Annotated in this window: 19 protein-coding genes; 12 read left to right on the forward strand and 7 right to left on the reverse strand. The window is 38.4% G+C overall.

All coding sequences use genetic code 11. The features are described from left to right. Nucleotides 1-10: 10 nt before the first annotated feature. The 3 genes from HQN86_RS06190 to HQN86_RS06200 all read right to left on the reverse strand — a co-directional run bounded on the left by HQN86_RS06190 (nucleotide 11) and on the right by HQN86_RS06200 (nucleotide 5615). Nucleotides 11-3103: a SusC/RagA family TonB-linked outer membrane protein gene (locus tag HQN86_RS06190; RefSeq protein ID WP_172660125.1), complete on the reverse strand. Its 3093-nt coding sequence runs from the start codon at nucleotides 3101-3103 to the stop codon at nucleotides 11-13. A 364-nt stretch (nucleotides 3104-3467) separates the two neighbouring features. Further along, complete coding sequence (locus tag HQN86_RS06195) at nucleotides 3468-4346, reverse strand: hypothetical protein (RefSeq protein WP_172660126.1); 879 nt, start codon at nucleotides 4344-4346, stop codon at nucleotides 3468-3470. A gap of 3 nt (nucleotides 4347-4349) precedes the next feature. Beyond that, nucleotides 4350-5615 carry a YdcF family protein gene (locus HQN86_RS06200; protein ID WP_172660127.1) on the reverse strand — a complete coding sequence of 422 codons (1266 nt, stop codon included), beginning with the start codon at nucleotides 5613-5615 and terminating at the stop codon, nucleotides 4350-4352. A gap of 306 nt (nucleotides 5616-5921) precedes the next feature. Here HQN86_RS06200 and HQN86_RS06205 point away from each other — a divergent pair, with 306 nt between their 5' ends. The 6 genes from HQN86_RS06205 (at nucleotide 5922) to HQN86_RS06230 (ending at nucleotide 16915) form a co-directional block, all read left to right on the forward strand. Continuing rightward, on the forward strand, nucleotides 5922-9194 hold the full coding sequence (locus tag HQN86_RS06205; protein WP_172660128.1) for a SusC/RagA family TonB-linked outer membrane protein: 3273 nt from the start codon (nucleotides 5922-5924) through the stop codon (nucleotides 9192-9194). Nucleotides 9195-9205: 11 nt separating this feature from the next. Continuing rightward, on the forward strand, nucleotides 9206-10735 hold the full coding sequence (locus HQN86_RS06210) for a RagB/SusD family nutrient uptake outer membrane protein (RefSeq protein WP_172660129.1): 1530 nt from the start codon (nucleotides 9206-9208) through the stop codon (nucleotides 10733-10735). A gap of 142 nt (nucleotides 10736-10877) precedes the next feature. Next, nucleotides 10878-11168, forward strand: coding sequence for a hypothetical protein (locus tag HQN86_RS06215; protein WP_172660130.1), 291 nt, complete (start codon nucleotides 10878-10880; stop codon nucleotides 11166-11168). Between the two features lie 59 nt (nucleotides 11169-11227). Then, complete coding sequence (locus tag HQN86_RS06220; RefSeq protein ID WP_172660131.1) at nucleotides 11228-13408, forward strand: TonB-dependent receptor; 2181 nt, start codon at nucleotides 11228-11230, stop codon at nucleotides 13406-13408. Nucleotides 13409-13772: 364 nt separating this feature from the next. Continuing rightward, nucleotides 13773-16352, forward strand: a complete 2580-nt coding sequence (locus HQN86_RS06225) for a TonB-dependent receptor (RefSeq protein ID WP_172660132.1) — start codon at nucleotides 13773-13775, stop codon at nucleotides 16350-16352. 188 nt (nucleotides 16353-16540) lie between these two features. Further along, nucleotides 16541-16915: a hypothetical protein gene (locus tag HQN86_RS06230; RefSeq protein ID WP_172660133.1), complete on the forward strand. Its 375-nt coding sequence runs from the start codon at nucleotides 16541-16543 to the stop codon at nucleotides 16913-16915. Between the two features lie 71 nt (nucleotides 16916-16986). Here HQN86_RS06230 and HQN86_RS06235 read toward each other — a convergent pair whose 3' ends face one another. Then, complete coding sequence (locus HQN86_RS06235; protein WP_172660134.1) at nucleotides 16987-17577, reverse strand: DUF4142 domain-containing protein; 591 nt, start codon at nucleotides 17575-17577, stop codon at nucleotides 16987-16989. A 420-nt stretch (nucleotides 17578-17997) separates the two neighbouring features. Here HQN86_RS06235 and HQN86_RS06240 point away from each other — a divergent pair, with 420 nt between their 5' ends. The 3 genes from HQN86_RS06240 to HQN86_RS06250 all read left to right on the forward strand — a co-directional run bounded on the left by HQN86_RS06240 (nucleotide 17998) and on the right by HQN86_RS06250 (nucleotide 20227). Next, nucleotides 17998-18177 (forward strand): histone H1, encoded by a 180-nt coding sequence (locus HQN86_RS06240; RefSeq protein WP_068893411.1) that lies wholly within the window; start codon nucleotides 17998-18000, stop codon nucleotides 18175-18177. Between the two features lie 166 nt (nucleotides 18178-18343). Beyond that, a complete protein-coding gene (locus tag HQN86_RS06245) occupies nucleotides 18344-19372 on the forward strand; it encodes an SDR family NAD(P)-dependent oxidoreductase (protein WP_172660135.1) in 1029 nt (342 codons plus the stop codon). A gap of 42 nt (nucleotides 19373-19414) precedes the next feature. Beyond that, nucleotides 19415-20227 (forward strand): AraC family transcriptional regulator, encoded by an 813-nt coding sequence (locus HQN86_RS06250; protein WP_172660136.1) that lies wholly within the window; start codon nucleotides 19415-19417, stop codon nucleotides 20225-20227. Between the two features lie 5 nt (nucleotides 20228-20232). Here the strand turns inward: HQN86_RS06250 and HQN86_RS06255 are convergent, their stop codons facing one another. Continuing rightward, nucleotides 20233-21330: a PAS domain-containing sensor histidine kinase gene (locus HQN86_RS06255; protein ID WP_172660137.1), complete on the reverse strand. Its 1098-nt coding sequence runs from the start codon at nucleotides 21328-21330 to the stop codon at nucleotides 20233-20235. Nucleotides 21331-21790: 460 nt separating this feature from the next. Here HQN86_RS06255 and HQN86_RS06260 point away from each other — a divergent pair, with 460 nt between their 5' ends. Further along, on the forward strand, nucleotides 21791-22402 hold the full coding sequence (locus tag HQN86_RS06260; RefSeq protein ID WP_172660138.1) for a YdeI/OmpD-associated family protein: 612 nt from the start codon (nucleotides 21791-21793) through the stop codon (nucleotides 22400-22402). A 64-nt stretch (nucleotides 22403-22466) separates the two neighbouring features. Here HQN86_RS06260 and HQN86_RS06265 read toward each other — a convergent pair whose 3' ends face one another. Next, on the reverse strand, nucleotides 22467-22955 hold the full coding sequence (locus HQN86_RS06265; RefSeq protein WP_172660139.1) for a DinB family protein: 489 nt from the start codon (nucleotides 22953-22955) through the stop codon (nucleotides 22467-22469). Nucleotides 22956-23083: 128 nt separating this feature from the next. On the opposite strand from HQN86_RS06265, the gene HQN86_RS06270 reads away from it, so the two are divergent. After that, nucleotides 23084-24850, forward strand: coding sequence for an ABC transporter ATP-binding protein (locus HQN86_RS06270; RefSeq protein WP_172660140.1), 1767 nt, complete (start codon nucleotides 23084-23086; stop codon nucleotides 24848-24850). 53 nt (nucleotides 24851-24903) lie between these two features. Beyond that, nucleotides 24904-25815, forward strand: a complete 912-nt coding sequence (locus tag HQN86_RS06275; RefSeq protein ID WP_172660141.1) for a bestrophin family protein — start codon at nucleotides 24904-24906, stop codon at nucleotides 25813-25815. On the opposite strand, the gene HQN86_RS06280 is transcribed toward HQN86_RS06275, so the two are convergent. Next, nucleotides 25793-26299 carry a hypothetical protein gene (locus HQN86_RS06280; RefSeq protein ID WP_172660142.1) on the reverse strand — a complete coding sequence of 169 codons (507 nt, stop codon included), beginning with the start codon at nucleotides 26297-26299 and terminating at the stop codon, nucleotides 25793-25795. The genes HQN86_RS06275 and HQN86_RS06280 overlap by 23 nt on opposite strands. Between the last annotated feature and the right edge of the window lie 4 nt (nucleotides 26300-26303).

The raw sequence follows: 26303 nt of genomic DNA on the forward strand, positions 1-26303 counted from the left end.
AATAGATGCATTAGAAAGTAAGGCTAAGTCCGGCAGAAAAAGTACGCATAGCCGGATAACGGTAATAAGTAGTACCATCAACAGTTTGTTCCGGATCCATACCATCATGTCCGTAAAAAGTAAATAGGTTTTCGCCGGTTAAGGTTAGTTTAAGGTTGTTTAAGCCCCATTTACTGGCCAGAGTTTTAGGTAAACTGTACCCTAGAGTTAAGTTCTTTAAACGAGCATAAGTTGCACTGTAAAGAAAACGGGTAGAAGCCTGAGTCCATCCAAGGTTATCGGTTGTTAATCTTGGTACATTCGTATATTTGTTTTCCGGGGTCCAATGGTTTAATATTTCTTTAGACCAGGTACGCCCGGTGCTGCTGCCATTGTGCATTAATGATAAATAATCATTGTCTAAAATTTTACCACCGATGCTGTAGGCAAACAATGCCGATAATTCAAACTCCTTGTAACTGAATGTATTGCTTATACCGCCAGTAAGATCTGGAAGCGCACTGTCCTGAACATATTGTATCGCATCGGCATAGATATTAGTGGTTACTTTGTTCCCATTAGCATCTTGTTTATACCATAATGGATTTCCGGTTTCCGGATCCACTCCGGCCCATTCTTTCAGGAAAAAATCGTACACAGAACCACCTTTACGCATGATCTTTGTAGTAGTTTTGATATCTTCCTGAGGCAAAGCAGTAATTTCGTTTTTGTAATGTGTAGCGTTCAGGCTAATGTTCCATCTAAAATCTGCAGTACGAATAGGGGTTGCATTGATCTGAACCTCTATACCGGTGTTTTTTAAAGCACCGATGTTGGCGTCAATTGAACCAAAACCGGTCGACGGAGCCTTTGGTCTGCTAAACAGCAAATCTCTCGATCTTCTATCGAAATACTCCACTGTACCGCTGATTCTGTCGTTCAGAATTCCGAAATCAAGACCCAGATTAAAGTTTAAGTTGGTTTCCCATTTAAGATCTGGTGTTGGAAGTCTTGAAGTTACCAAACCATTTTCACCAAGGTTATTTTGGATGGTGTACAAGCCTTCGTAAGCATAATAAGTACCAATATTATCATTTCCCTGAGCACCATAACTGGTTCTAAGCGTTAGTGTACTTAACCAGGAATTGTCTTTTAAGAAGTCTTCTTCAGATAGTTTCCATGAAGCACCTAGCGACCAGAATGTTCCCCAGCGTGTTGCCGGAGCAAATCTTGAAGATCCGTCTGTTCTTAGTGATGCAGAAAGCAGATATTTCTTTTTATAATCATACTCTGCGCGTCCAAGAAAACTTAGTAAGGTATAGTCCAATGCCGACCCGCCAAAATCGTTTAATTGTGAAGCAGCGTCTGGTTCATATAAGCCAGGGAGTACAAAGCGTTCCCTGCTACCAGAAATGATCCTGTAATTGTATTTGTAAATCTCCTGACCTGCAAGTAAATTTAAATGATGGTCTTCGTTAAAGGTCTTTTCGTAAGTTAAGATGTTGTTCCATGTCCATGAATAAGTTCTGCTGTTGCTTTTACTTACCGAACCTTTGGTTTCAGCTCCATCGCCAAGTACCGGATTCGTATAATTATGATTGTTAACGTTTGCAAAATCAGCGCTGTAAGTAGTTTTGAATTTTAATTCGGGGATTATGGTAGCTTCAAGGAAGGTACGTGCCGAAACATTGTCTTTTAAGATTTCAGATTTATCCAGATCAACAGTTGCCGCGAGGTTGCTTCTTGGGATGGCTGAACTTGGGCGATAAGCGCCAAAATCATAAACTCTGTTGCCATTTGCATCAGTTTTGTAAGAGCCATCAGGATTTCGTTCATAAACAGGATAGAAGCTTGGCACCAAACGCGAATAGTTTACTACGTTTCCTGTATTACTATCTTCAGAAATAGGATAATCCTGAAGGGTATTTGCTGCTGAAATGTTCAGTCCGGCAGTTAACCATTTTTTTGCTTTGGTAGTTAAATTAACCCTTGCGCTATATCTTTTGTACCCGGAACCCAATGCAATACCCTTATCATTAAGGTATCCGCCAGAAATAAAGTATTGGCTTTTTTCGTTACCACCACTAAAGCTAAGATCGGCTTGGGTACGTATTGCGGTTTGTTCCATTGCATCACCCCAATTATCATCCCATAATGGTGTTGCTCCTGCAACAAGCTTCCCATCTGGTCCTACAGGAAGTGGGTATTTTGAGCCATAAGGGTTGATACCCAGATCGGTAATGATCTGCTCGCTTGCAGCCTGACCAGCCTGCAAATCCGTATAAGTTGGGTTAGAGGCTTTTTGTTTGTTTTTAACAGCAAGCCAGTAGTTTTGGAAATATTCATCAGTTGTTACCTGTTCATAATCCTTTACGGCCCGCTTTGAAACACCCTGACTAAAATTAGCTGTGATCTCTGTCTGGTCGTTGCGTTTTCCTGCTTTAGTGGTAATAATGATCACTCCGTTTGCACCTCTTGAACCATACAATGCACTTGAAGCAGCATCTTTAAGGATACTTACAGATTCAATATCGCTGGAATTGATTGAGCTGAGATCACCCGAAAACGGATTGCCATCTACCACATATAATGGAGCCGCAGATGCATTGATCGATCCAACACCACGGATACGCAAGGTTGCAGACGTACCGGGCTGTCCGCTCGAGGATACCGCCTGTATTCCGGGAGCAAGACCCTGAAGTGCTTTGGTGATGTTAGATACCTGTCTGTTTTGGAGCTGATCGGCATTGATCTGTGAAACAGCTCCGGTGATATCTCTTTTTTTAGAAGTACCATAGGCCACTACAACTACCTCATCGAGGCTATTGGTTACATCACCTAAAATGATGTTAACGGTGCTTCCGGCCTTTGCAACAACTTCCTGACTGGTAAAACCCAGAAAGGAGAAGCTGAGTACTTCCTGTTCTTTGTTTAGCGTAATGCTGAAATTTCCTGACTGATCGGTACTTGTTCCTGCCTTAGAGCCTTTGATGAGTACATTTACTCCGGGTAGGGGAAGGTTGGTTCCTTTTTCAACAACACGGCCGGTCACTTTATAGTCCTGCTGCGCGTTTACGAATTGAAAGAAGAACAAAAAACATAGAATAGTTAATTTTGTTTTCATTTGAATAAATGGGAGTTTTTGGACATAAGAATTCCATAGCCATTTATGGCATATCTTATGAATGGTTAAAATTTAAATTGAATTAGATGTGTCAGCCAAACTGTATTAACAGGATCAGCTTAACAAGTTAAATAGGAATAGAATGTAGGTAGCGTACAAATATTTGCATGTCTTTCATCAATTGGGTTGAATAATAAATTAATTGGCTGCAAAGATAAATAAAAATACGACTAATTTGGTAGTCTTTTTGTTTATTGGTCAGAAAAATGTAAAATCAGAGAAGTGAGGGCACTTTTTCGCTTTTTGAGCTGCCTTCTAATGACTTGAGAAATCGGGTGTTAAACTCTTAAATAGTTGTGTGTCTTTAACTTTTGCTCCAATTAATATCCATTAAGCTGATGTTATTTTTCCTGGAAGAGCTAACTGCAATTCCTTTGTTCTGATCGTCGGTTAAAGTGAATCCTTCAAGTTCATCAGTTTTATCTGTATCGATAACTTTAATAACTTCTTCATGACCGCTCGCGATCGATTTGTTTAAGTCTACAAAAGTTAACCTCCATTTGCGACCTTCAATTTGATTTTGAATAAGAACCAGTATGCCTTTACTTTCTATAAAATGAAGATTTTGTACCCAGGGAGAGCATGTGAATTTATGATACAATAATCCTTTTTCACTTGTTTTGTCAGCTTTGGAAAGCTTAATAGCATCATAAAGGCGCACTTCGTTTGCCTTATTTCCGTAATCAGCTGTAGCCATAAACCATTTTCCTTTATGCTCTACGTATTCTGGTCTGGTTCCTTGTATACAGGCATCATCCTCTATTGTTTTCAATAAATTACCGTCTAAGGTTTTGCTTTTTAGAAACCTTGACCAATCAATTGAATATATCATTGCTTTCCATAGAGTTCCCTCAGCATTTTGACGTACAGAGTTTCCGATAAAAGTTGGCATACCTTTTCTAAAGGCAATACCTGTAGGATGTTTAATTATATTTTCGCCTTTAATGGTAAAATGATACTCCTCAGGCCGGTATATCAATGAATCATTTTTTAAATGATATTGCCGCATTACGCCAATCTCGCGATCGCCGTATAGAAAATACTTTCCGTCCTGATTGGATATTCCCTGACAGGCTCCTAGGGAATCTAGTGTAAAAGATTTTGTAATGGTGCCCGAAAGTGGTTTATAACTAAATACAGAGATCACCAATCCAGTAATCAATGTCGCACTAAGAAGTTTCATTAGCTAAGGATCTAAGGGTTCGTCAAAATCAATCTGTAAAGACATGCTGTTCGGATAAAATTCAACTTCCGTATCGCTCAGCGTTTGTCCTATTTTATATGGATAATAACCCAATTCTTTTTTACAGCGGTCAGAAAGTATTCCCGAGATGTAAGGAATAGTTGATTTGATTGTGCTAATCAATCCCAATTTTTCCATCGGCATCCCATAACGAAACATCAAACGAATACAATTACGAAGATTGGTTGTGGTATGTCGGGCATGAGGTTCCATAATAATTGAATTCTCAGGAATATGTAAAGTACTTACCAAGAATTTCTTCATCTCATAAGCCTCACTATATTTGGTTTTATAAGGATGAACCCTTCCGCCTGATACCACTATAAACGGCGCCACGCCTTTATGATACTGAATTGCTGCAATTCTACAACGTATCATACCACCCACACTTAACTCAGTATCTCTATCTTCTGGTCCGGCTCCTGGAACTAAGATTACGCTGTATTTGTAATTTTTGAAATTCGTTTTTTTGATTTTTGCGATTGCAGATTGGTTAACACCAGTGTTCATGGGTTCATAATCCGCTGCTTCTAAACGGTTGTTCAATTCAAGTGCACCTAATGCGAAATTCATTGAAGGCTCAAAAAAGAGCTTTTTATCAGGCCCTGTATTGAGCGATACATTTGAAGAAATGAACGTAGGAAATTCCTTATCCTTTGAGCTGAAAGCAATAGAATCTATTTTGGGATAATTAGGTTTTTTACCTTCAATATATACCTCAATAGCATAATTAAGAGCTTTAGCGTCCTGTTCCCATGCTTTTATAAGTAATTGTTGGCCAGGTAAATCCTGAAACAAGCTGTAGCAGCCTGATGGTAACAGATGGTTTTTAACAACCTCACCAAATACATTTTCCTTTTTATATAAAGTAATAAGTCTTTCATTAACCAATAAAATTTCTGCCTCGCTAAACTTCATTGCATCAGCATAACAGCTAATATTTTGTGCGCAGGTTTTTAATGCAGTAGCTGCATTACTGCTTTTGTCCTTTAACAGCTTCTGAAACACCAGATCTTCGGCTATTGCTTTTCTCAAATCAGGAAGCTCCTGTATGAGTGTAAGCAAATAATAACTTTTGTACTGAATGTAAGGATTATATAACTGACTTTTTCCGATAATCAGCTGATAAGATTGATCTGCAGAATTTTGCTGTGCTTTTGTCTGAAATATAAATAACCAAAATAGCAAAATAGTAACGAGTATTCTCATGAAATAAATTTCCGCAAGCTAAATAAGTGCCATTAATATAACATTATGGCTGTATTAATTCTGTTGGGCTGATTTTAATGGAATCTGATTCTAATGATAATTTTTTAGGTTTTTACCTAAAAACCTTCTCATAGACTTAATACTGGGGATACATAGTGTTAAAAATACACACATACTTTTGGCTGAATTAAAGCACTCAAATAAACTTGTTTTTTAACTAAAGTTATTTGCCTATGTGAATCTGATTCTACATGCTCTTTAAACATTTAAACCAGGAATTATTCAAAATTATTACTAAAACTAAAGATGACATCATTTTTTTTCAATGCAGGTATTAAAAACACTTGTAGAAAATTGCTTTTTCCGGTAGGAATACTCGCAATTTTCAATTCGCCAATAATGGCTTCAAACAGATATAGTATTCATACATCTGTTCTCAAAAATAAAGCAACTTTCACCATAAGCGGTATTGTAACCGATAATAACCAACTGCCACTTCCAGGTGTAGGCGTTTATGATAAAAAGACCAAAAAATCTACTTCCACAGATGTTAATGGTAAATATTCGATTTCGCTTGAGGAAGGATCAACTTTAGTTTTTTCATTCATCGGTTACGAATCACAGGAAGTGCAGGTAAATGGGGCAAGAACCTTAAATATTTCATTAAAGGAAAGCACTAACACACTGGATGAGGTAGTAGCGATTGGTTACCAAAAGATCAGAAAATCTGATGTAACAGGGGCTATTAGCAGTGTTAAAGCTAGTGAGCTTAACTTAACTTCAGCAACCGTTGGGCAGGCCCTTGTAGGTAAAGTTGCCGGTGTACAGGTATCTCAAACAAGTGGTGCACCTTATTCAGGTACAAAAATAAGAGTAAGAGGTATTGGTTCAATCAATGCAAGTTCAGATCCTTTATATGTAATCGATGGGTATCCTGCCGGGAATAACGTTTCCATAAATCCTGAGGATATCGAAAGTATAGATATCTTGAAGGATGCGGCCTCAGCTGCTATTTATGGTTCCAGAGCATCGGGTGGTGTGGTTTTGATAACCACAAAAAGAGGTAAAGATGGAAAAGGCCGTTTCGAATATGATGTGCAGACTGGTATTTCTCAATTGGCTAAAAAAGTAAAATTATTAGATGCTAATCAGTTTATTCAGTTACTAATTGATGGACGTAATAATGCATATAAGGACCTGATGGTAAATGCCGGAAAACCATGGACAGATGCTATGTTCTCTGACAATAATGCTGCGCGTATTGCTAATATAGGTAACGGAGGTAGTGTAAGTATCCCTTCAGATATTTATAATTTTAGTACCCAACAAGCTATTCCTGCTGCTTATAATACCGACTGGCAAGATGAGTTGTATAAAAATGCAGCTTTTCAGCGCCATAACTTATCCTTTTCCGGAGGCAATAAAGACATTAAATATTTCCTAAGTGGTGGTTATCAGGACAACGATGGTATCGTAACCAACACGAATCAAAAGGTGATCAACTTCAGGTCAAATATAGATGGAAATGTAAGTGAACGCCTGCATGTGGGTGCTAATGTTGCTTACACGCAAAACAGCAACGGTGAAGTGCAGGAAGGACGTTATAATCTGAGTCCAATGATGTCTGCCTTACTATATTTGCCTTATCTTCCTGCCAGAGATGCAAATGGCGCACCTATTCAGTTTGGAATGGCTTCACTAGCCTCAGCATACGGCATCCAAAACCCTGAAAATCCATTGGCTACAGTTCAGCAAATGAAAATAACAAGAAAGGGTGACAAAAGTACTTATAATGCTAATGCTGCCTATAAGATCATTGAGGGACTGGAGTTCAAAGCAAATGTGGGCATGCAAACCTTCAGTGAAAAGTATGATTACTATTTGCCCACCAGTCTCAGCAGTGGCAATAATCCGCCGTATTCTAACGAGGCGATAACAGCAGCAACCGCAATTGCACAAACATTAAAAGAAGTTGACCAACTGGCAGAATTTACTCTAAATTACAGCAAAACTTTTGGCAAACACAAGCTGGATGTTTTAGGCGGTTATTCTGCTCAGCAAAGCACTAGTGATCTGATTCGGGTTTCCGCAAAAGGTTTCCAGAATAATAACATTGGAGAAATTACTGATAAAGGAGCCGATGCCGGTTTTTTTACACTAGGTACCGAAACCGGAAAATCAACCACTACTCTTTTATCTTACTTTGGCCGTTTCAGTTATAATTATGCAGGAAAATATTTCCTGACAGGTTCCTTCCGTCGTGATGGTTCCTCAAGATTTGGGCCACTGAATAAATATGGAAACTTCCCTTCAATTGCAGCAGGCTGGAGTATTTCAGAGGAAGATTTCTATAATAACTTCCTTGGTGAACAGTCAACCGTTAAATTAAGAGCAAGTTGGGGCTTAAGTGGTAACAACAACATTCCAAACTATCGTACGCAACAAGAAATGAGCTCACCTGGGGGTGTTGTATTTGGGAATAGTGTATCAACAGCTATATGGCCAAATGCAATTCAGGATATAGAATTGGGTTGGGAATCTACTTCACAATACAATTTCGGTACAGATATAGGCTTATTTAAAAATCGCCTATCCGTTATTTTTAATTATTATTTGAGTTACTCTTATAATCTGTTGTTCAATCAACCTATCTCGGCCATATCCGGTACCTCATCTATTTTAACAAACCTTAATGACAGTAAGATCAGAAACAAAGGCTTTGATTTGCAACTAGACGGAAGGATCATTCAAAAAGAAAACTTCACTTTTGGCCTGAGCGGAAATATCGCGTTAAACCGTAATAAGGTTTTAGATATGGGTGGTGCAAGTACCATTTTTGCTAATGGTGCCGAACGTTCTTACCTTACGCACATTACACAAGAAGGCCAACCGGTCGGAATGTTCTATGGCTTTAAAGTACTGGGCAGGGTAACTGCAGAAAATCTTGACAAAGTTGCTCCTTCAGCCGCTTCTACAAATCCTCTTAAGGTGGGTGATCTTTATTTTCAGGATACAGACGGCAATGGAATTGTAAACGATGCTGATAAAACTGTAATTGGTACTCCCTATGCCAAATTCACATATGGCTTTGCATTAAATACTTCGTATAAAACACTGGATCTTAGAGCGTCATTCAATGGCTCTCAGGGGAATCAGGTACTGGATGGTCAGGATTATTATTTATTCAATATGGAGGGTTCAGGCAATCAGTATGCAGAAGTGGCAAACCGCTACCGTAACGACGCCAATCCAGGTTCAGGTATAATTTACAGAGCATCAAGAGCCGGAACTCAAAGCAATAGCACACGTTTGTCTACCTTTTATATTCAGGACGGATCGTATTTCAGATGTACCAACATTACTTTAGGCTACAGCTTACCAAAGTCTGTTTCAAATAAACTCAAAGTAAGTAACGTCCGCATTTACGCAAGTGTAGATAATGCTTTTACCATAACTGATTATAAAGGCTATAACCCCGAAGTTGATTATAGTAAAGGTTCTAACCTAACCCCTGGTGTCGATTATGGAAATTATCCACTTGCCAGAGCTTATAACCTTGGTCTTAAACTTACTTTTTAGCATTAAGAAAGATGAAAAAACATATTTTTAAAGTATTGGCCTTAAGCATCGTGGTGTGTTTAAGTGCATGTAAAAAAGATTTCCTGGCACAAACCAACCCTAATGCCATTAAAGTTGACGATTATTTTAAGAGCGAAAATGACGTTTTGCTAGCTGTTAATGGTGCCTACCAATCCCTTAGAAGCAGCAATACAGTTGGTGAGAGTAGTGGCCTTTTTACCGATGAACGTTCTGATGATGCCGGCCGAAATGACAATCAGAGTAACGCCGGAGAGCCGTTTCAGTTCAACGATTTTTCTCTTTTACCAAGTAACTCCTATTTAAAAAGTCATTGGTTGGCTTTATATCAATCCATTACCAGATGTAACGTAATTCTGTCCAACATAGACAAGCCAACATTTACCAATCCAGCCAATAAGCCCATTTACACTGCAGAGGCAAAATTCATCAGGGCTTTGATGTATTTTGAACTGGTTCGTAAGTGGGGTGCTGTACCTTTGGTTACCAAACATCTAACTACTACTGCTGAGGTAACAGAAAATACGGTAAGAGTATCTGAAACAGAGGTATATAATCAAATCGTTGCAGACCTAAAGGACGCATTAAATACTAATCTTCCAAACTTCCAGCCAGTTTCAGGTCTTGGAAGAACATCAAAAGCTGCAATAAATGCTTATCTGGGTAAAGTTTACCTAACTATGGCTACTTCCCTTGAAGCCAACAAGCCAGAGAACTTAGCCAATGCTAAAACTTATCTACTCGCTGCTTACAACATGCGTGCTTTCGGGGCCTTGTCAGAAATTCCCTATACAGAGGTATTTGATGTCAGTAAAAAGACAACTTGTAAAGAGTTGATTTTTCAGATCGTTTATAAGCAGGGAGATGTTAGCTACAGTTCAAGCATAGCTGCCAACAATCAAGCTAAAGGAGAAACTATCAATTCCTTGAAAAAAGCTACAGGTATTGGCGGAAACGTAAAACTTGATCTGATTAATGACTATGAAACAAACGACCTGAGAAAAGATTTTTCGGTTAAGTATGCAAATGACCCGATTGTTAAGGATTGGTTTGTTACCAAGTTCCGTGACGCAAGTTCAGGAGCAGCTGAAAATGGTTACGGAGGCAATGATTGTATATTGATGCGCTATGCAGATGTGATCCTGATGCTGGCAGAAGTTAGTAATCTTCAGGGCAACGAAGGAGAAGCCATTCAATATCTGGATATGGTTAGAACCAGAGCAGGTATGCCAACTTACGCCATTGCCAAAGCAGACGCTTCTTATACTTCAAAATACCCAACCCTGAAACTGGCCATCTTACATGAGCGTAGAGTAGAGCTTGCTTTTGAACATCAGAGATGGTTTGATCTTATCAGAACTTTTAATACGACAGAATTGGTGGCTTACTTTAAAGCAAAACCGCAATCATCATACGGCATTGCTAAACTATCCAACATGACCACAAAAGATCGTTACTATCCAATTCCTTTTGATGAAGTAAAATTAGATCCGGTTAAGATGTACCAAAATCCGGGCTATTAATATTTAGAATCTTTTTATTTCTGTTTTATTATTATGGCGGCTGAATTTCAGTCGCCATTTTTTGTAACCCCAACGATTAATATCATCCGAAATTTTCTACTTTTACCCTGTGAAGCTAATTGCCTTATTTTTATCGATCATTGTGCTAACACTAACATTGGTGCCGTGTTGCGCATTGGAGGAAGATGAGGCCCATATCCATCAAACCATTCAAAAAGAGGTTGATCATCATTGTGCGGAAAATGAAGACAGTTGTTGCAAGGACTGTTCGCCGTTTTATGTTTGTGGCACCTGTATCGGTTTTACGTTTACTGGTTTTTCTGCCTTTACTTTCGCGGTGCCATTTAAAGCAGTGCAGCACAATATGTTTTATCTTTCGGTTGAACTTCCGCTTATATCTACTCCAATCTGGCAACCACCTAAATTAAGCTAGTTTCTTGTCCGAGGTCTTTCCGACCAGTATTATTGAATTATCTTATTTACAAATTTATCATGAAAAAATTGATTGTGCTTTTGGCTGTGTTGCTGTTTACAGTTTCAGCCTATGCTCAAAATACATATAAAGCGCTTGTTAAAGACGCGAAAACAAATAAACCACTAGCTGGGGCAAGTGTGAAATTGCTTGGATCTGCTATTAGTTCGGTATCCGGATTTGATGGGCATGTAGCTTTAAGCAATGTTCCCGCAGGCCCGCAGGTCATCCAGTTCAGTTACATAGGTTTTAAAACAAAGACAGATACCCTTACTTTTCCGATTGATCAGACTGCCGACATAGTGGTTTTACTTGAAGCGGCAGCGGAAGAGGAGGAACTTGACGAAGTAGTGGTTTCCGCTACCAGGAGCAGCCGTACAATTGACAACGTCCCAACACGGGTTGAGGTAATTGCTGGTGAAGAACTTGATGAGAAAGGAAATATGAAACCTGGAGACATTCGAATGATGCTCGCTGAAAGTACAGGGATCCAAACTCAGCAGACCTCTGCTACCAGCGGTAATTCCAGCATCCGTATACAAGGATTGGATGGAAAATATACCCAGATCATCAGGGATGGCTTTCCCTTATATTCAGGTTTTTCGGGTGGATTAGGCTTGTTGCAAATCGCACCGCTTGATCTACAGCAGGTGGAGGTAATTAAAGGCTCATCATCAACGTTATACGGCGGTGGAGCGATAGCCGGATTGGTTAATTTAGTGTCGAAAAAGCCAACCGAAGAACGCCAGCTGAGCTTCCTGTTGAATGGAACATCTGCATTGGGATTAGATGCTAGTGGTTTTTATGCCCAAAAGTTCGAAAAAATCGGTGTTACCGTTTATGCAGCCTATAACAAAGGAACAGCTTATGATCCTTCGGATATTGGTTTAACCGCTATTCCTAAGTTCGACCGCTTTACTTTAAATCCGAAACTGTTCTTTTATTTTAATGATGCAACTACACTTTCGGCTGGAATCAATGCCACGACTGAAAAAAGGATAGGAGGTGACCTGGAATATGTAAAAGGAAATGGTAGTGTAGCCCATTCTTATTTTGAAGAGAATAAAACCGGACGTTACAGTTCCCAGCTTGAACTGGATCATAAACTTAATAATCAGGAAAAACTCGTTGTCCGTAATTCCGTGAGTTATTACGACCGGAGCATTGGTCTGCCGAACTACCTGTTTTCGGGCATACAAGTATCTACTTACAGTGAAGCCAATTATAATCGCAACGGAGAAAAAGCAGACTGGGTAGCGGGTGTAAACTTCCTGACTGATCACTTCAAAGAAGACCAGAACAGCAATGCTGCACTAAGGAGTTACAACTACAACACCATTGGTGCATTTGTGCAAAATACCTGGAACTTGTCAGAACGCTTTAATATTGAATCGGGTGTCAGGGGCGATTACCATAACGAATATGGAATTTTCTTTTTACCCAGAATTTCTGGACTATGGAAGATCAATGAACATTTCTCGACCCGTTTAGGTGGGGGACTAGGTTATAAAGCGCCAACGGTGTTTACAGAAGATGCAGAAAGAATCCAGTTCCGTAATGTATTGCCAATTGACGTGACCACCACCAAGGCAGAGCGTTCTTATGGTGCCAATTATGACATCAATTATAGAACTACATTATTTGAAGATAAGGTAGGCTTCAGTATTAACCAAATGTTCTTTTATACCCGAATCAACAATCCGATTTTGCTTACTGCAGTTACAGGGGGCAATTTGGAATATGTGCAGCCAAAGGGAAATCTGGATACTAAAGGGATGGAGACCAATGCCAAGATCACCTATAGTGATTTCAAATTATTTATTGGCTATACCTATGCCGATGTAAATCAGCATACTGGCAGTACCAGTACAGCTTATCCACTGGTTTCAAAACATAGACTCAACAATGTGCTCATGTACGAAGTAGAGGATGAATGGAAAATTGGTGCCGAGGCTTATTATTTCAGTAAACAAAGATTAAATGACGGTGCAACAGGTAAAAGCTACTGGACAGCAGGATTGATGGCTGAAAAATTATGGGAACGCTTTTCCATTTTTGTGAATTTTGAAAATTTCACTAATACCCGACAAACCAAGTTTGATACCATTTATACTGGTACAATTACGGATCCTGTATTCAGGGATATTTACGCTCCTGTTGACGGTTTTGTAATTAATGGAGGGATCAAGCTAAGGCTTTAATGGGAGTGTCTAAGTAATAAACTACTATTTCTATAGATTTTATTGTTTGTTTTAAAAAAAGTATTATATTTGCATAATTAAATAACTGTTTACAAGCTGTAATCAAATGAAAACAGATTTGCATTTTATAAAAATGAAAAGAAAAACATCTAAAAAAGGAATGCATTTCCTTTTAGAATGTTGTTGTTGTTGATTCAGCGCGCTGCAATCTCAGCGTAAACTAACACCCACAAATTCCATTAATATAATAATAAGGGATGTCAAAAAACATCCGCAGGGCATTGCTTTGCAATTTTATCCTGAGTAATACCATTTTAAACAAAACAAAATCAAAGCGTATAACCAAACAATCAATCTTAAAATCATGAAAAAAAGTTTACTTATTCTCTTTTCACTTATACTCACGGCAAGCGTTACTTTTGCCCAAAGCACAATAACGGGTGTTATTAAGGGTGCCAATGGCGTTCCGGTACCAAATGCAACTGTGCTCATCAGAGGTACAAAAATAACTACATCTGCTAATGATAAAGGAGAATTCAGCATCAGTACAAAGCAGGAGCCTCCATTCTATCTTCAAATTAGTTCAGTAGGCTACAAAGCCCAGGATTTTCAAATCCTGAAATTTCAGGATACTCCTTTAGAGTTAACCCTGGTTGAAAATGCACAGCTTGACGAAATCGTTGTGACTTCAAGAAGACGTTCGGAAGTTTTACAAGATGTGCCTATCGCAATTACTGTTATTGGTGGTCAGGCTGCCGAAAACGCAGGAGCTTTTAACGTTAACCGTTTAAAAGAGCTGGTGCCTTCTGTACAGCTATATGCCTCAAATGCAAGAAACACTACACTTAATATCAGAGGATTAGGGTCAACATTTGGTTTAACCAACGACGGTATTGATCCTGGGGTAGGTTTTTACGTAGACGGAGTTTATCAGGCACGTCCCGCTGCTACATCTACAGATTTTCTTGATATTGAGCAGATAGAAATCCTTCGTGGCCCTCAAGGTACCTTGTTTGGTAAAAATACAACCGCAGGTGCCTTCAACATCACCACTACAAAACCAACACTGGTTCCAACTGCAAAAGTTGAATTGAATGTTGGAAATTACAACTTTATACAAGCTAAAACATCGGTTTCTGGAGCAGTAGCAAAAAATCTGGCCGCAAAGTTGGCCATTTCAGGCACACAAAGAGATGGTACAATTTTTAATACCAGCGAAGAACGCAGATACAGTGGTCAAAATAACCTTGGGTTTAAAGGCCAGTTATACTATACCCCGTCAGATAAATTACAAATTTTGTTAAGCAGTGATGTAAGCATTCAGCATCCGGCAGGTTACCCATTGGTCATTGCTGGTGTAACTGCTACAGAAAGAAGTGCTTACCGTCAGTATGCCAAAATTGTTTCTGATTTAGGATATGAGCAACCTAAAATAGATCCTTTTTCAAGAAAGATCAATACCAATACACCATGGAAACAGGATCAGTCAATTGGCGGTATCTCTTTAAACGTGGATTATAAAATAGGAAATGGAACACTTACATCTACTACTGCCTGGAGATTCTGGAACTGGGATCCTACAAACGACAGAGATTTCTCTGAATTGTCGGCATTGACTAAATCGCAAGGAAACTCTCGCCATGATCAATACTCGCAAGAGGTTAGATATGCTGGAAATATCACAGAGAAAGTAAGTGGTGTGATAGGTGTATTTGCACTTGCTCAGAATTTGAAAGGTTTATCGCAGACTGAAGAGGTGGGTAAAGATCAATGGAGATTTGTACAAACATCTGCAACCGGTGCTCAGGCAGGATATACAACACCTGGTCTGTTAGATGGCTTCGGTATCAAAACCAATTCAACTATCAAATCTTTAAGTGCTGCTATTTTTGCGCAGGCCGATTGGGAGTTTGTAGAACACTTGCACGTTTTACCTGGTTTAAGGTTTACTTACGACAAGAAAGATGTTGATTACGACAGAACAACTTATGGAGGTCTTCAAACTACCGATCCTGCTTTGCTTGCGCTTAAAGCTGCTGTTTATGCCAATCAAAAATTCAATATCAACACAGATAACAATAACTTGTCTGGTAACATCACCTTGTCATACCGCCCTACAACTAAGTTGAACGTTTATGGAACTTATTCTACCGCTTATAAACCAGTTGGTGTGAACGTAGGAGGTTTACCAACTACCAGTACTGGTGAAGCAGACTTGTCTCTTGCTGTTGTAAAACCGGAATATGTTCAGCATTATGAATTCGGTTTAAAAACAAAACCTCTTAAAGGTGCTATTGTAAATGTAACAGCTTTTAATACAGATATTAAAGATTACCAAACTAACGTCCAATCTCCACAACTAGGTGTAAACAGAGGTTATCTTGCAAACGCAGAAAAAGTGAATGTAAAAGGTTTGGAAGTTGATGGAAGTTATCAGTTAGAAAGGTTCTTGTCTATAAATGCTGCTGTTGCTTACCTTGATGGTAAATATAAAAAATTCACCAATGCACCACTTCCTTTAGAAGAAACAGGACATACAGAACTTGTTAATGGTACTGCAACTCAAGTAGCCTTTAAAGATGCTTCAGGTGGAAGATTGCCAGGTATATCTAAGTGGAATGCTTCTGGTGGTGCTGAATTTAGCGCTCCTGGTAAAGTAGGCACCAGAGATGGTAGGTTCTTTATCGCTGGTGATCTTAGTTATCGTTCGGAATATTCTTCGAATCCAACACCTTCAAAAGTCTTAAATGTTGATGGTTATACATTAGTGAACGGAAGACTTGGATTCAAATCAGATAAAATCTCCATTTTTGGCTGGGTTAGAAATATTGGAAATACCAATTACTTCGAACAGTTACAGGCTGCAGCTGGCAACTCTGGCCTATATGCAGGTGTACTTGGTGACCCTAGAACTTATGGAGCTACAGTGCGCTACGCGTTCTAAGATTGTTATTTAATACGCAAAGAAAAAAGGGCAGTCCAAATTGGATAGCCCTTTTTTCTTTGCTTAAAGTACTTTTTGTCCATTTGAATTTTTAGTATTTTTTGATCGTTCCGCGCCATTTGCTAAGGCTGTAATGCCACTGTTGGCATGGCCTTTGTAATAGGACTGTTACATCAAAATATCATATTATGAAAAAGACAATGAGAATTCTCAGTTTACTTTTAATCGCTACGACGGTTATGATCGCCTGTAAGAAAGACACAGATCCGGCAGACAAAGACTTCTTTGTTGGAACCTATAGAGGATCTATCTCTTACCAAAAAGATGACAACACAATAACCAGTTCAGAAGGAAAGGTTACAGTGAGTAAAGTCGGAGATACTTACAATTTTTTCTTTGGCAATAATATTCCTGATATAAAGGGAGTGAAGTTTGAAAAATCTGGCGATAACAACTATGTCAGTGTTGGAAGTGGAGTAACTGGTATTTCAATTAATGCCAGTACCTTAAAAGTGTTAGTTTCTAATAATGGAGCTACCTGGACAGCTGATTGCACCAGGTAATAAACGCAAATAAATTAAGCTTATCATAAGGCTCGCTATAGTGGCGGGCCTTTTTTATATGCCGATCTCTACTATTTCTTAAGCGGCATTTCCTTAGAAATACTCGCTGCATCATCTAAATGCCTTTTCAAAACAGGTAGATATTTTAAGCAGAATGTTTGTATATCGGGATCCTTGTTTTGGCTTCCTTGCGTAAACAAATCAATGGCTTTCTGATGATCTTTGATCATCATTTGCATATAGCCAGAATCAAAATTCGCTTCAACAGAATCTGCAACTATAGTTTTGTTTGTAGACGTATCCGCTTGTTTTACAGATGGACTACTCAGGGCAGTATCTACCCTGGTTTGCATGCTGTTAATTGGGATGCTCATCGAATCTGGTAGTTTTATATTTTTTCTTTTTGCCAGAGCCTTTATCTCGGCATTAATAACCATGTGGTCGTTCAAAATGACTTGAGCATAATCTTTAATTTTCGAGTCTTGTGCTCTTTTTAATCCCAGATTTCCCATAGAAACTTCATTAATACCACTGATGGATGCTTGTTGTAAGAATTGATCGGCGGTAATGGAATCGTTTTGCTGAGCTGACGCAGAACTGGGCGCAATAAAAATTGCATAACATGTAGTTATTAATATTGCTAGTTTAATCGGATTCTTCATAGCTGTTGGATAAATGTAGATGTATATTTAACAACAACCCATTTTCTGAAAAGTTTAGGAAAGTGTCTGTTTACTAGTTGATTAAAGTAAAGGCTATCTCTTCAGATAGCCTTTAAAAACCAAATATAAATTAAACGAGTATTGTTCGTGCTTCGCAGCATGGAACTTTAAAAAGCAGGTTGCAATGAGTAAACAACCCGCTTTTTACCGTACTGAGCATACGGTTCAACCTTAAGTAAAAACATGAATAATCTTAACGATTAATGCTGTTGATAAACAAATATAAAAAAAGTATACTAATTTAGTAGTATTTATTTGCGACTTTATTTTTATTCTTCTATGTTTACATTGTTGGATAGGTAATAGTAGCTATTCAACGCCAGAAAACTAATAAATATTAATAATTAACTTAAAAACATTATGAGCAAGTTCGCAAAATTAAAAGAGGTTGTAGCCTCGGTAGAGACAGACGTAGAAAAATTTTATAACGCTGGAAACAGTGCTGCCGGCACCAGAGTGCGTAAAGCTTTACAAGAGATTAAAGGGCTTGCCCAGGAGATCAGAACAGAGATTACTGAAAAGAAAAATCAAGGGAAATAGATTGTTGCAATCTTAAATTATACAATTTACATCCCAATCCAATTGATCAGGATAGTGGAAAACACTTTCCTGATCAATTGGTCTTTAAAACAAAAGATTTAGGTCTTTTAAACAAAACACACCGGCCAATATCCATCTAATTTTGTTGTTATAAATAACAAATAAGATGGAACAAAAAGAAACAAACAAGTACAATCGTACTTTACAACAACCCATTGGTTCAGGGTTTAATGCCACATCAACAAGCAATGATGTAATTAAAGGAGTCGACCTCACTGGAAAAATCGCTATTGTAACAGGTGGCTATGCTGGTATTGGTTTAGAAACAGTTAAGTTATTAAGTAGAGCAGGGGCCAAAGTAATCGTCCCCGCCCGCGATGTAGCTAAAGCCAAAAAAAATCTTGATGGAGTAAAAAACATTGCCGTTGAACATCTGGATCTGATGAATCCCGAATCCATTGATGCCTTTGCCAGGAATTTTCTCGAAACCAATAGCCCGCTGCATCTTTTAATTAACAATGCAGGCATTATGTGGGTGCCGCTTCAGCGCGATTTACGCGGTTATGAGTCGCAGCTTGCCACCAACCATTTAGGACATTTTCAGCTTACCGCTAAACTTTGGCCGGCATTAAAACAGGCAAATGGCGCCAGAGTGGTCAATGTGTCTTCATTCGGACATCAAATGGCACCATTTGATTTTGAAGACCCCAACTTTGAACATCGTCAATACGAAACTTTGCAGGGGTATGGTCAATCTAAAACGGCAAATAACCTGTTTACTGTAGAGCTGGATCATAGGGGTAGATACTTTGGCGTACGTGCCTTCTCATTGCATCCTGGCTCTGTAAACGGTACAGATCTCGGAAGGGTAGCCCCAATGGCTTTGTTTCAGCAGATGGGAACCCATGACGAGAATGGCGAAATCTATCCAGAGGTAGCTAAAAAGCTCAAAACAATACCGCAGGGTGCCGCAACTACATTGTGGTGTGCAACCAGTCAAAAGCTTGAGGGTAAAGGCGGCGTTTATTGTGAAAATGGAGACATTGCAGAGCTTGACTTGGGAAACATCGATCATCAGTACGATAACCCTTTAACACTTCGTGGCGTGACACCCTACTCAATAGATCCAGAAAATGCAAAACGGCTTTGGCAATTAAGTGAAGAAATGACTAAAGTGATATTTACAGCAGATTGAACATTGCTATGCAATTAATTCCCTAATTTTAGATGGTAAACCATGGCACATCAGATAGAATACATACACGATGATATTAAGAGATCGTGCTTTGAAGACCAGTTCTTCAAAGCCGATGTGCTGTTTGAAGACCATTTGCTGGTATGGATCATCTCGGGAGAAACCAGGATCGTGCAAGCCGATCAGACCTATGTGTTTGGAGCAGGAGATACCCTGCTGTTTCCGCGTTACTTGCTGGCTACGGTTCTCAATTATCCTAAACATGGCTTGTCTCATAAATCGGTAGCCATGCACCTTAAGCTGGAGCGGCTAAAAGACTACTATAATAAAAATGAGCCCCAGTCCCAGGGAGAACCGATTCCACCTCCTAGCTTTCGAACCTTTGAACAACATCCATTATTAAAAAGCTGTCTCTCTTCACTAATCCCGTATTTTGAGCTCAAAGAAAAACTACCTGGCGCCATCGCTTCACTCAAAATAGAAGAGGCTATCCATATCCTGAGAACTATCGAACCCAGTATTGACCATATGCTGGCCAACTTTGCAGAGCCCGGAAAGATTGATATCGCTAATTTCATGGAAAAAAATTATATGTTCAATATGCCGATGGAAAAATTCGGTTACCTGACTGGACGTAGCCTGACAACGTTTAAGCGCGATTTCAAAAAAACTTTTCAAACCACACCACAGAAATGGCTTACTCAAAAAAGACTGAAACTGGCCCATTATCAAATCAGAGAAAAAAAACGGAAGCCCTCAGAAGTCTATCTGGAAACAGGATTTGAAAATCTCTCCCATTTTGGTTACGCATTTAAGAAATTTTTTGGCTACGCACCCACAGAGGGATTTAGGTAATAGGGCTAATCCTTAAAAGTGAGCACAAATCTAACTCCCTCGTTTACCTTGCTTTCTACATCAATATGGCCTCCTAAACTATTAATGTGGTTATATACCAAATAAAGGCCAATACCTTTGCTATCTGTATGATTGTGGAATGTTTGATGTAGCCCAAATATCTTGTTTTTACATTTTTCCATATCAAACCCCAGGCCTTTGTCTGAAAAAATCAATTGTCGGGCACCATTTGTTTTTCTGGTGGCAATATAAATATCAGGGTGTGAATCTGGTTTTGCGTACTTAATGGAATTAGTGATCAGGTTTAGAAATATGCTGTCCATATAAACTTTGTTGAAATTGATCGTATCAAATTCAGAAAAATCAATTCTAATAATAGCTCTGGAGCCTAGTATCAATGAATTTATAGAATGAAACACCCCGTTCAGAGAATGATGAAGATTCAGGTTTTCTGTGGGCACATGAACGCTTTTTTTCTGACTGGCCGCATCCAGGTAATAATTTAAGGTAACCTTCAATTCCTCTGTTGTTGATTGTAATATATTGATCAGATTTTCAGTTTCTTTATCCTGAATTGTAGAAGTATCCAAAAGACTAAATATTGCAAGTAAGTTATTTACAGGTGCCCTCAGATCATGCGAGGCCATATGAGTTAAATGCTGCAGCTCTTCATTAATCTTTGATAGGCTGATCAAAAGTTTATTCCGTTCTTCTTCAAGTTTCTTTTTGTGTGTTACATTTTTGGCAACCGCGTAAACCAGTTTGGATTCAGGAACAGGAATTGAAGTCCATGACAGCCACACAATTTCGCCTTTTTTAGTGAGGTAGCGGTTTTCGAAATTTAAGAGTGGAATATTTTTCCTGAGGTTGTTCCTAAGTTCTTCTGTAATGTTCTGGTCTTCTTCACAAACAAAATCATTAATAGGTCTTGAAAATAACTCTTCATCACTATATCCTAACAGTTTAGAAACCGCAGGATTGATTCTTTTAAAGTATCCATCAAATCCGGCGATACACATTAAATCCTGAGAAACTTCAAAAAAAGGTTCGCTATCAAAACTCTCTACAGAAACTCGATGCTGGTTATTTGCTTTAGGTATCATACGGCCAAGGATCGCTTTTTCTGAAGTTAATAGCTGTTAGTTATACTAAATCTACTAAAGTTTAGCTGTTTGTTCATTTTATTCAGTAATAAATTTTCTATTTTCTGCTCCGCATAGAGGGGGATATGCTTATTTATCTGATAATCATTAGATTCTGCTAAAGAGGGGTGACGAAAAATAATTTATTTGGGTTTAAATATCTGCTCACTGAAACCTCCTGCTGGGCAGAATTAAGACAGAATCAAGTTCAATTCGGGTTTTCTTCGGAAAATAGGTACCTTTTTCCGAAGCAGTCTCGAACCAGTGTTAACGTTGGTCTTATCAATCTATGAACGAAGTTACCCCTTGCTTAGTCTGATTGAAACAAAAGTTAGATTATAATTTAGAAGTATATAAAATTTGACTTTAGGGGTAATTTCATCATCTTTATTTAGCAAACTACTTACACCTTACTTTAAAAATGCCACAATTCAATCCAAAATTCGATGAGTATTATGCAAAATCAGCAGATTTTGCAAAGCCTATTATGGAATATTTACGCCAAATAATCCATGAAACATGTCCGGATGTTGAGGAAGTAATTAAATGGGGTATTCCACATTTCGATTACCATGGCGATATGATGTGCATCTTTGCTGCCTACAAAAATCACTGCTCATTCAGCATTTGGAAAGCAGCATTAATAACTAATCCAAAACTGAAAGAGAACATTAAACCTGAGCAAACAATGGGAAATATGGATAAAATCAAATCCCTGTCAGATTTGCCGGACAAAGAAACATTGATCGCGTATGTAAAAGAGGCGATGGCTTTAAATGAAAATGGAATAAAAATAGTAAAACCGAAAGCTGAGAAGCCCAAAGTTATTCAAGTACCAGATTATTTTAGTGAAATCCTGGAAGCAAATCCACCGATTAAAGAGATTTTTGAAAGCAAATCACCTTCATTTCGGAAAGACTATTTAGTTTGGATAATCGATGCAAAAACAGACGCCACTCGTCAAACCAGAATAGAACAAGCCTTAGAATGGATAGCCGAAGGCAAAGGCAGGTTTTGGAAATATAATAAATAATCCAAACCCCATGTATTGTCTGGTTCTGCCTTTTTTTATCCTGATCCATAATATGTAAATTAAACTAAAATCTGATAATATCTGTATCCGGAGGAGTATGCCCAAGTAAGCGGCACATAATCATAATTTGCCCTTTATGATGAAATTCATGTGTTAAGACATGGGTAAAGACCTCCAGGGTAGTAGCCTCCATCTTTTTGCCCGAAATTATTCCGCTGATCACTTGGTTTGGGTTATTACCAAATTCATCAATATAAGTTAAAATGAGGCTGTCGGCTTTTTCAAATAAGGTTCTAAGCACCCTAAATGAAGAAACGTTGTAATCCTGATAAGTATCAATGTTAAGTTTTAGAGAGAAATTGCCGATCCAATGGCAATATACTCCTGCAATATGCAATAACATTTTGCCTGGAGAGAAGCCATTAAATTGGTCCAATGGGCTGAATACTTCCTCTTTTAATTGTGTCTCTAAAAAATCGAGCACAACAGTCCTGGAACTTTTTACCAGGACATATTGTTGTCTTAGTAATTCTTTAGCCAATATTGATGTCATGGAAATAAAATTACGATTTTTTAGTAATTTAGATACTTTCTGGCATTGGTCCTTATTTCTAAAATGCAATAGCCAACATTCATGGCAGCAGATGTTGGGGGTTTAAAGTGTAACATTAATCGATTATTATGAGGATACTTTGGAAATACCTTAAGCCGCATCGCACGCTTGTTTTTTTATCTTTAATACTAGCTGCTGTAGCTCAATTACTCAGCCTGGTTGATCCTGTAATATTTGGAAAGATCATTGATGAATATGCCACAAATAAGAACCACTTGTCTGAAACTGAACTGATAAATGGGATTTTATATTGGTTATTAATAGCACTTGGCATTGCTGTGGTGGCTAAACTATGTAAAGCTGCTCAGGATTATATAACCCGCAAAGCTGTAGCACGCTTTGGCATGAATATATTCAATGATGGCCTAAAGCAAACCTTACGCCTCTCATTTCAGGAATTTGAAGAGAGCAGAAGCGGAACTACGCTTTCTGTTCTGCAAAAAGTGAAAACTGATGCAGAGCGTTTTATTAATTCCTTTATCAATGTTTTGTTTTCTTCGCTTGTAGGAGTTGGCTTTTTAATATGGTATAGCATAAACAAGAATTGGCTTTTGGTTCCCGTTTTCTTTGTAGGAATTGTGCTTCTTGGGTCGCTTACGGGCTTAGTCTCTAAAAGGATAAAAGGGATTCAACGATCAATAAACAGGCAAACAGATAGCCAGGCTGGGGTTATTACCGAAAGCTTGCGAAATATTGAGTTGGTTAAAAGCCTTGGGTTAACGTTTCCGGAAATCAGGCGACTGAATGAACAAACATTGAAAATATTTGAGTTGGAAATGCAAAAGGCCGGCAAGGTAAGTTTCTTGTCTTTTTTGCAAGGGAATATGCTAAACTTACTAAAGCAATCTATCCTTTTCATTCTTTTGTGGCTTATTTTCAGGAAAGTACTTAGTACCGGGGAGCTTATTGCTATGCAATTTATTTCTACGGCTATATTCACTCCTTTACAAGACCTTGGTAATATGATTGTGCTTTATAGAGAGGCAGATGCATCTTTAAAGAGTTTCGACAGGCTGATGAATAAACCCGTAGAGCAACGTCCTGAAAATTCAATTGAGATTGGCAAACTCGAAAACCTGCAGTTTGATAATGTCGTATTCCGTCATAGAACGGCAGGCTATAATGCCATCGACGGCATTTCATTTAAGATTAAAAGAGGGGAGACAATAGCCTTTGTGGGCCCGTCTGGATCAGGTAAGTCGACGCTGGTTAAGTTGCTGGTTGGATTGTACGTTCCTGTTGATGGACGGATCTTTTTTAACGATGTACCTTCAACCCAGGTACAATATAATCCGCTTAGGCGGCAAATAGGCTTTGTAACACAAGATACACAGCTGTATGCTGGTTCTATTAAAGATAACCTGCTCTTTGTGAATCCAACGGCTACGGATGCAGATATTAATGATGCGCTGGAAAAAGCTTCAGCTTCTGGATTGGTTGCCAGAGCATCTCATGGGTTAAATACCATCCTTGGAGAAAGTGGTATGAAGTTGTCTGGCGGAGAAAAGCAAAGATTGTCTATTGCCAGGGCATTATTACGCCAGCCTCAATTACTGATTTTTGATGAAGCTACTTCTGCATTAGATTCGCTAACTGAAGAAGAAATTACCACAACCATAAGGGAGATATCGGATAGCAGACAACAAATGACCATATTAATTGCTCATCGTCTTTCTACCATCATGCACGCAGATGTTATTTACGTTCTTGAAAAAGGGATTATTTCGGAAGCCGGTACTCACGATGAACTATTGGAGCAAAGAGGACTTTATTATTCCATGTGGCGTCAGCAAGTAGGAGAAAGAAGAGAAATTCGCAGCTCAATAGATGTGTAGTAATTAGACGTATAATAGTTAAAAATATCACAGAAAATTAAAAGAAGATAAAAATGCTAATTGAACCAAACATACGGTTAAGCCGTATTCTTAGAAATACATGGCAGGTAGATATCATTATGATTATATCCTGCACAGCAGCCTATCTCGTGAGGACAGTTTTAATCAGGCATCATTTTGAAATTCCTTCCATTATCCCTGCTGTTTTAGGTACAGCCATTGCTTTTTTTGTAGGTTTTAACAACAATCAGGCATATGACCGCTGGTGGGAGGCCCGGAAAATATGGGGTTCTCTGGTGAATGATTCCAGATCATGGGCAAGAAGTATCATTAGCTATATTTCCCAAAATGAAACTGATGATCAACAATATGCTGCGCTAAAGAAACGAATGGTATATAAGCAAATAGCGTTTTTATATGCACTCAAAGCAAAACTTAGAGATGCCGTTGATGAAACCTATAGCCAGTATCTTGAACCGCATGATATGGAGGAAGTTAAGTTACATAGTAATGTTGCTAATGCAATTTTGATGCAGCAATCCAGAGCCCTGCAGCTTCTCGAAAAAGGAGGAATGATTGATGGTTTCCGTTTTATTGAAATGAATCAGTTGCTTGTAAAATTTTCTGACGAGATGGGTATGAGTGAACGCATTAAAAATACCATATACCCAACCGCTTATATTTATTTTACCAAAGCATTTATATGGCTTTTTGTGGTGTCGCTTACCCTGGTCATCAGCCCTTTTGCCGGGGTGTGGTCTATATTTTTAGGGTGGTTAGTAGGCTTTGTTTATGTGTCTACTCAGATCAATGGGATGAGCTTGATGAATCCTTTCGATAATAATTCTGCAGCTGTTCCATTAAATCAAATTACACGTACTATAGAGATCAATCTACTGGAAATGCTGGGTGAAACAAATATACCTGAACCTGTAAAGCCGATTAATAATGAGTATGTACTTTAAGATGGTGAATAAAACTTTCTATAGCCGACAGAACTTCTGTTTCAAATGTTTCTTGTCTTCTTCTGCTTTTCTTGTTACTGCCAAATGATTGGCTTATGGCGTAGCTGTTGCCATATTTATTCTGTTTTTTTGATAGCGCATAATGCAATAAGCAATCTTCTTCTATGCGTAGTATGAAAGCCTCATCAAAAGTTATGATCTGGCGCGTATACAAGCCAGGGATTTTGCAGTAGATGTTTCTGGTAGTCTGATCAAATATGTAGGTCAGGTTAAAGTGAAACAGAAAATCGTACAATGCAGTAAATCCACATAACAAGCCTATAGCAAATATCCCCCATTTGGTTTCATAATTCAAATTAAGTGTGGGTATCATAATAAATGTTATCAAAGCAACAACGGTAAAAAGGATAACTTTCCATTTATAATCTCGTTTGGGTTGAAAACTTAATCGATCACCTTTTATTTTTAGGTTATAATTTGCCATATGT

The sequence above is a fragment of the Pedobacter panaciterrae genome, assembly GCF_013204795.1.
GTDB classification, from domain to species: Bacteria; Bacteroidota; Bacteroidia; order Sphingobacteriales; family Sphingobacteriaceae; genus Pedobacter; species Pedobacter panaciterrae.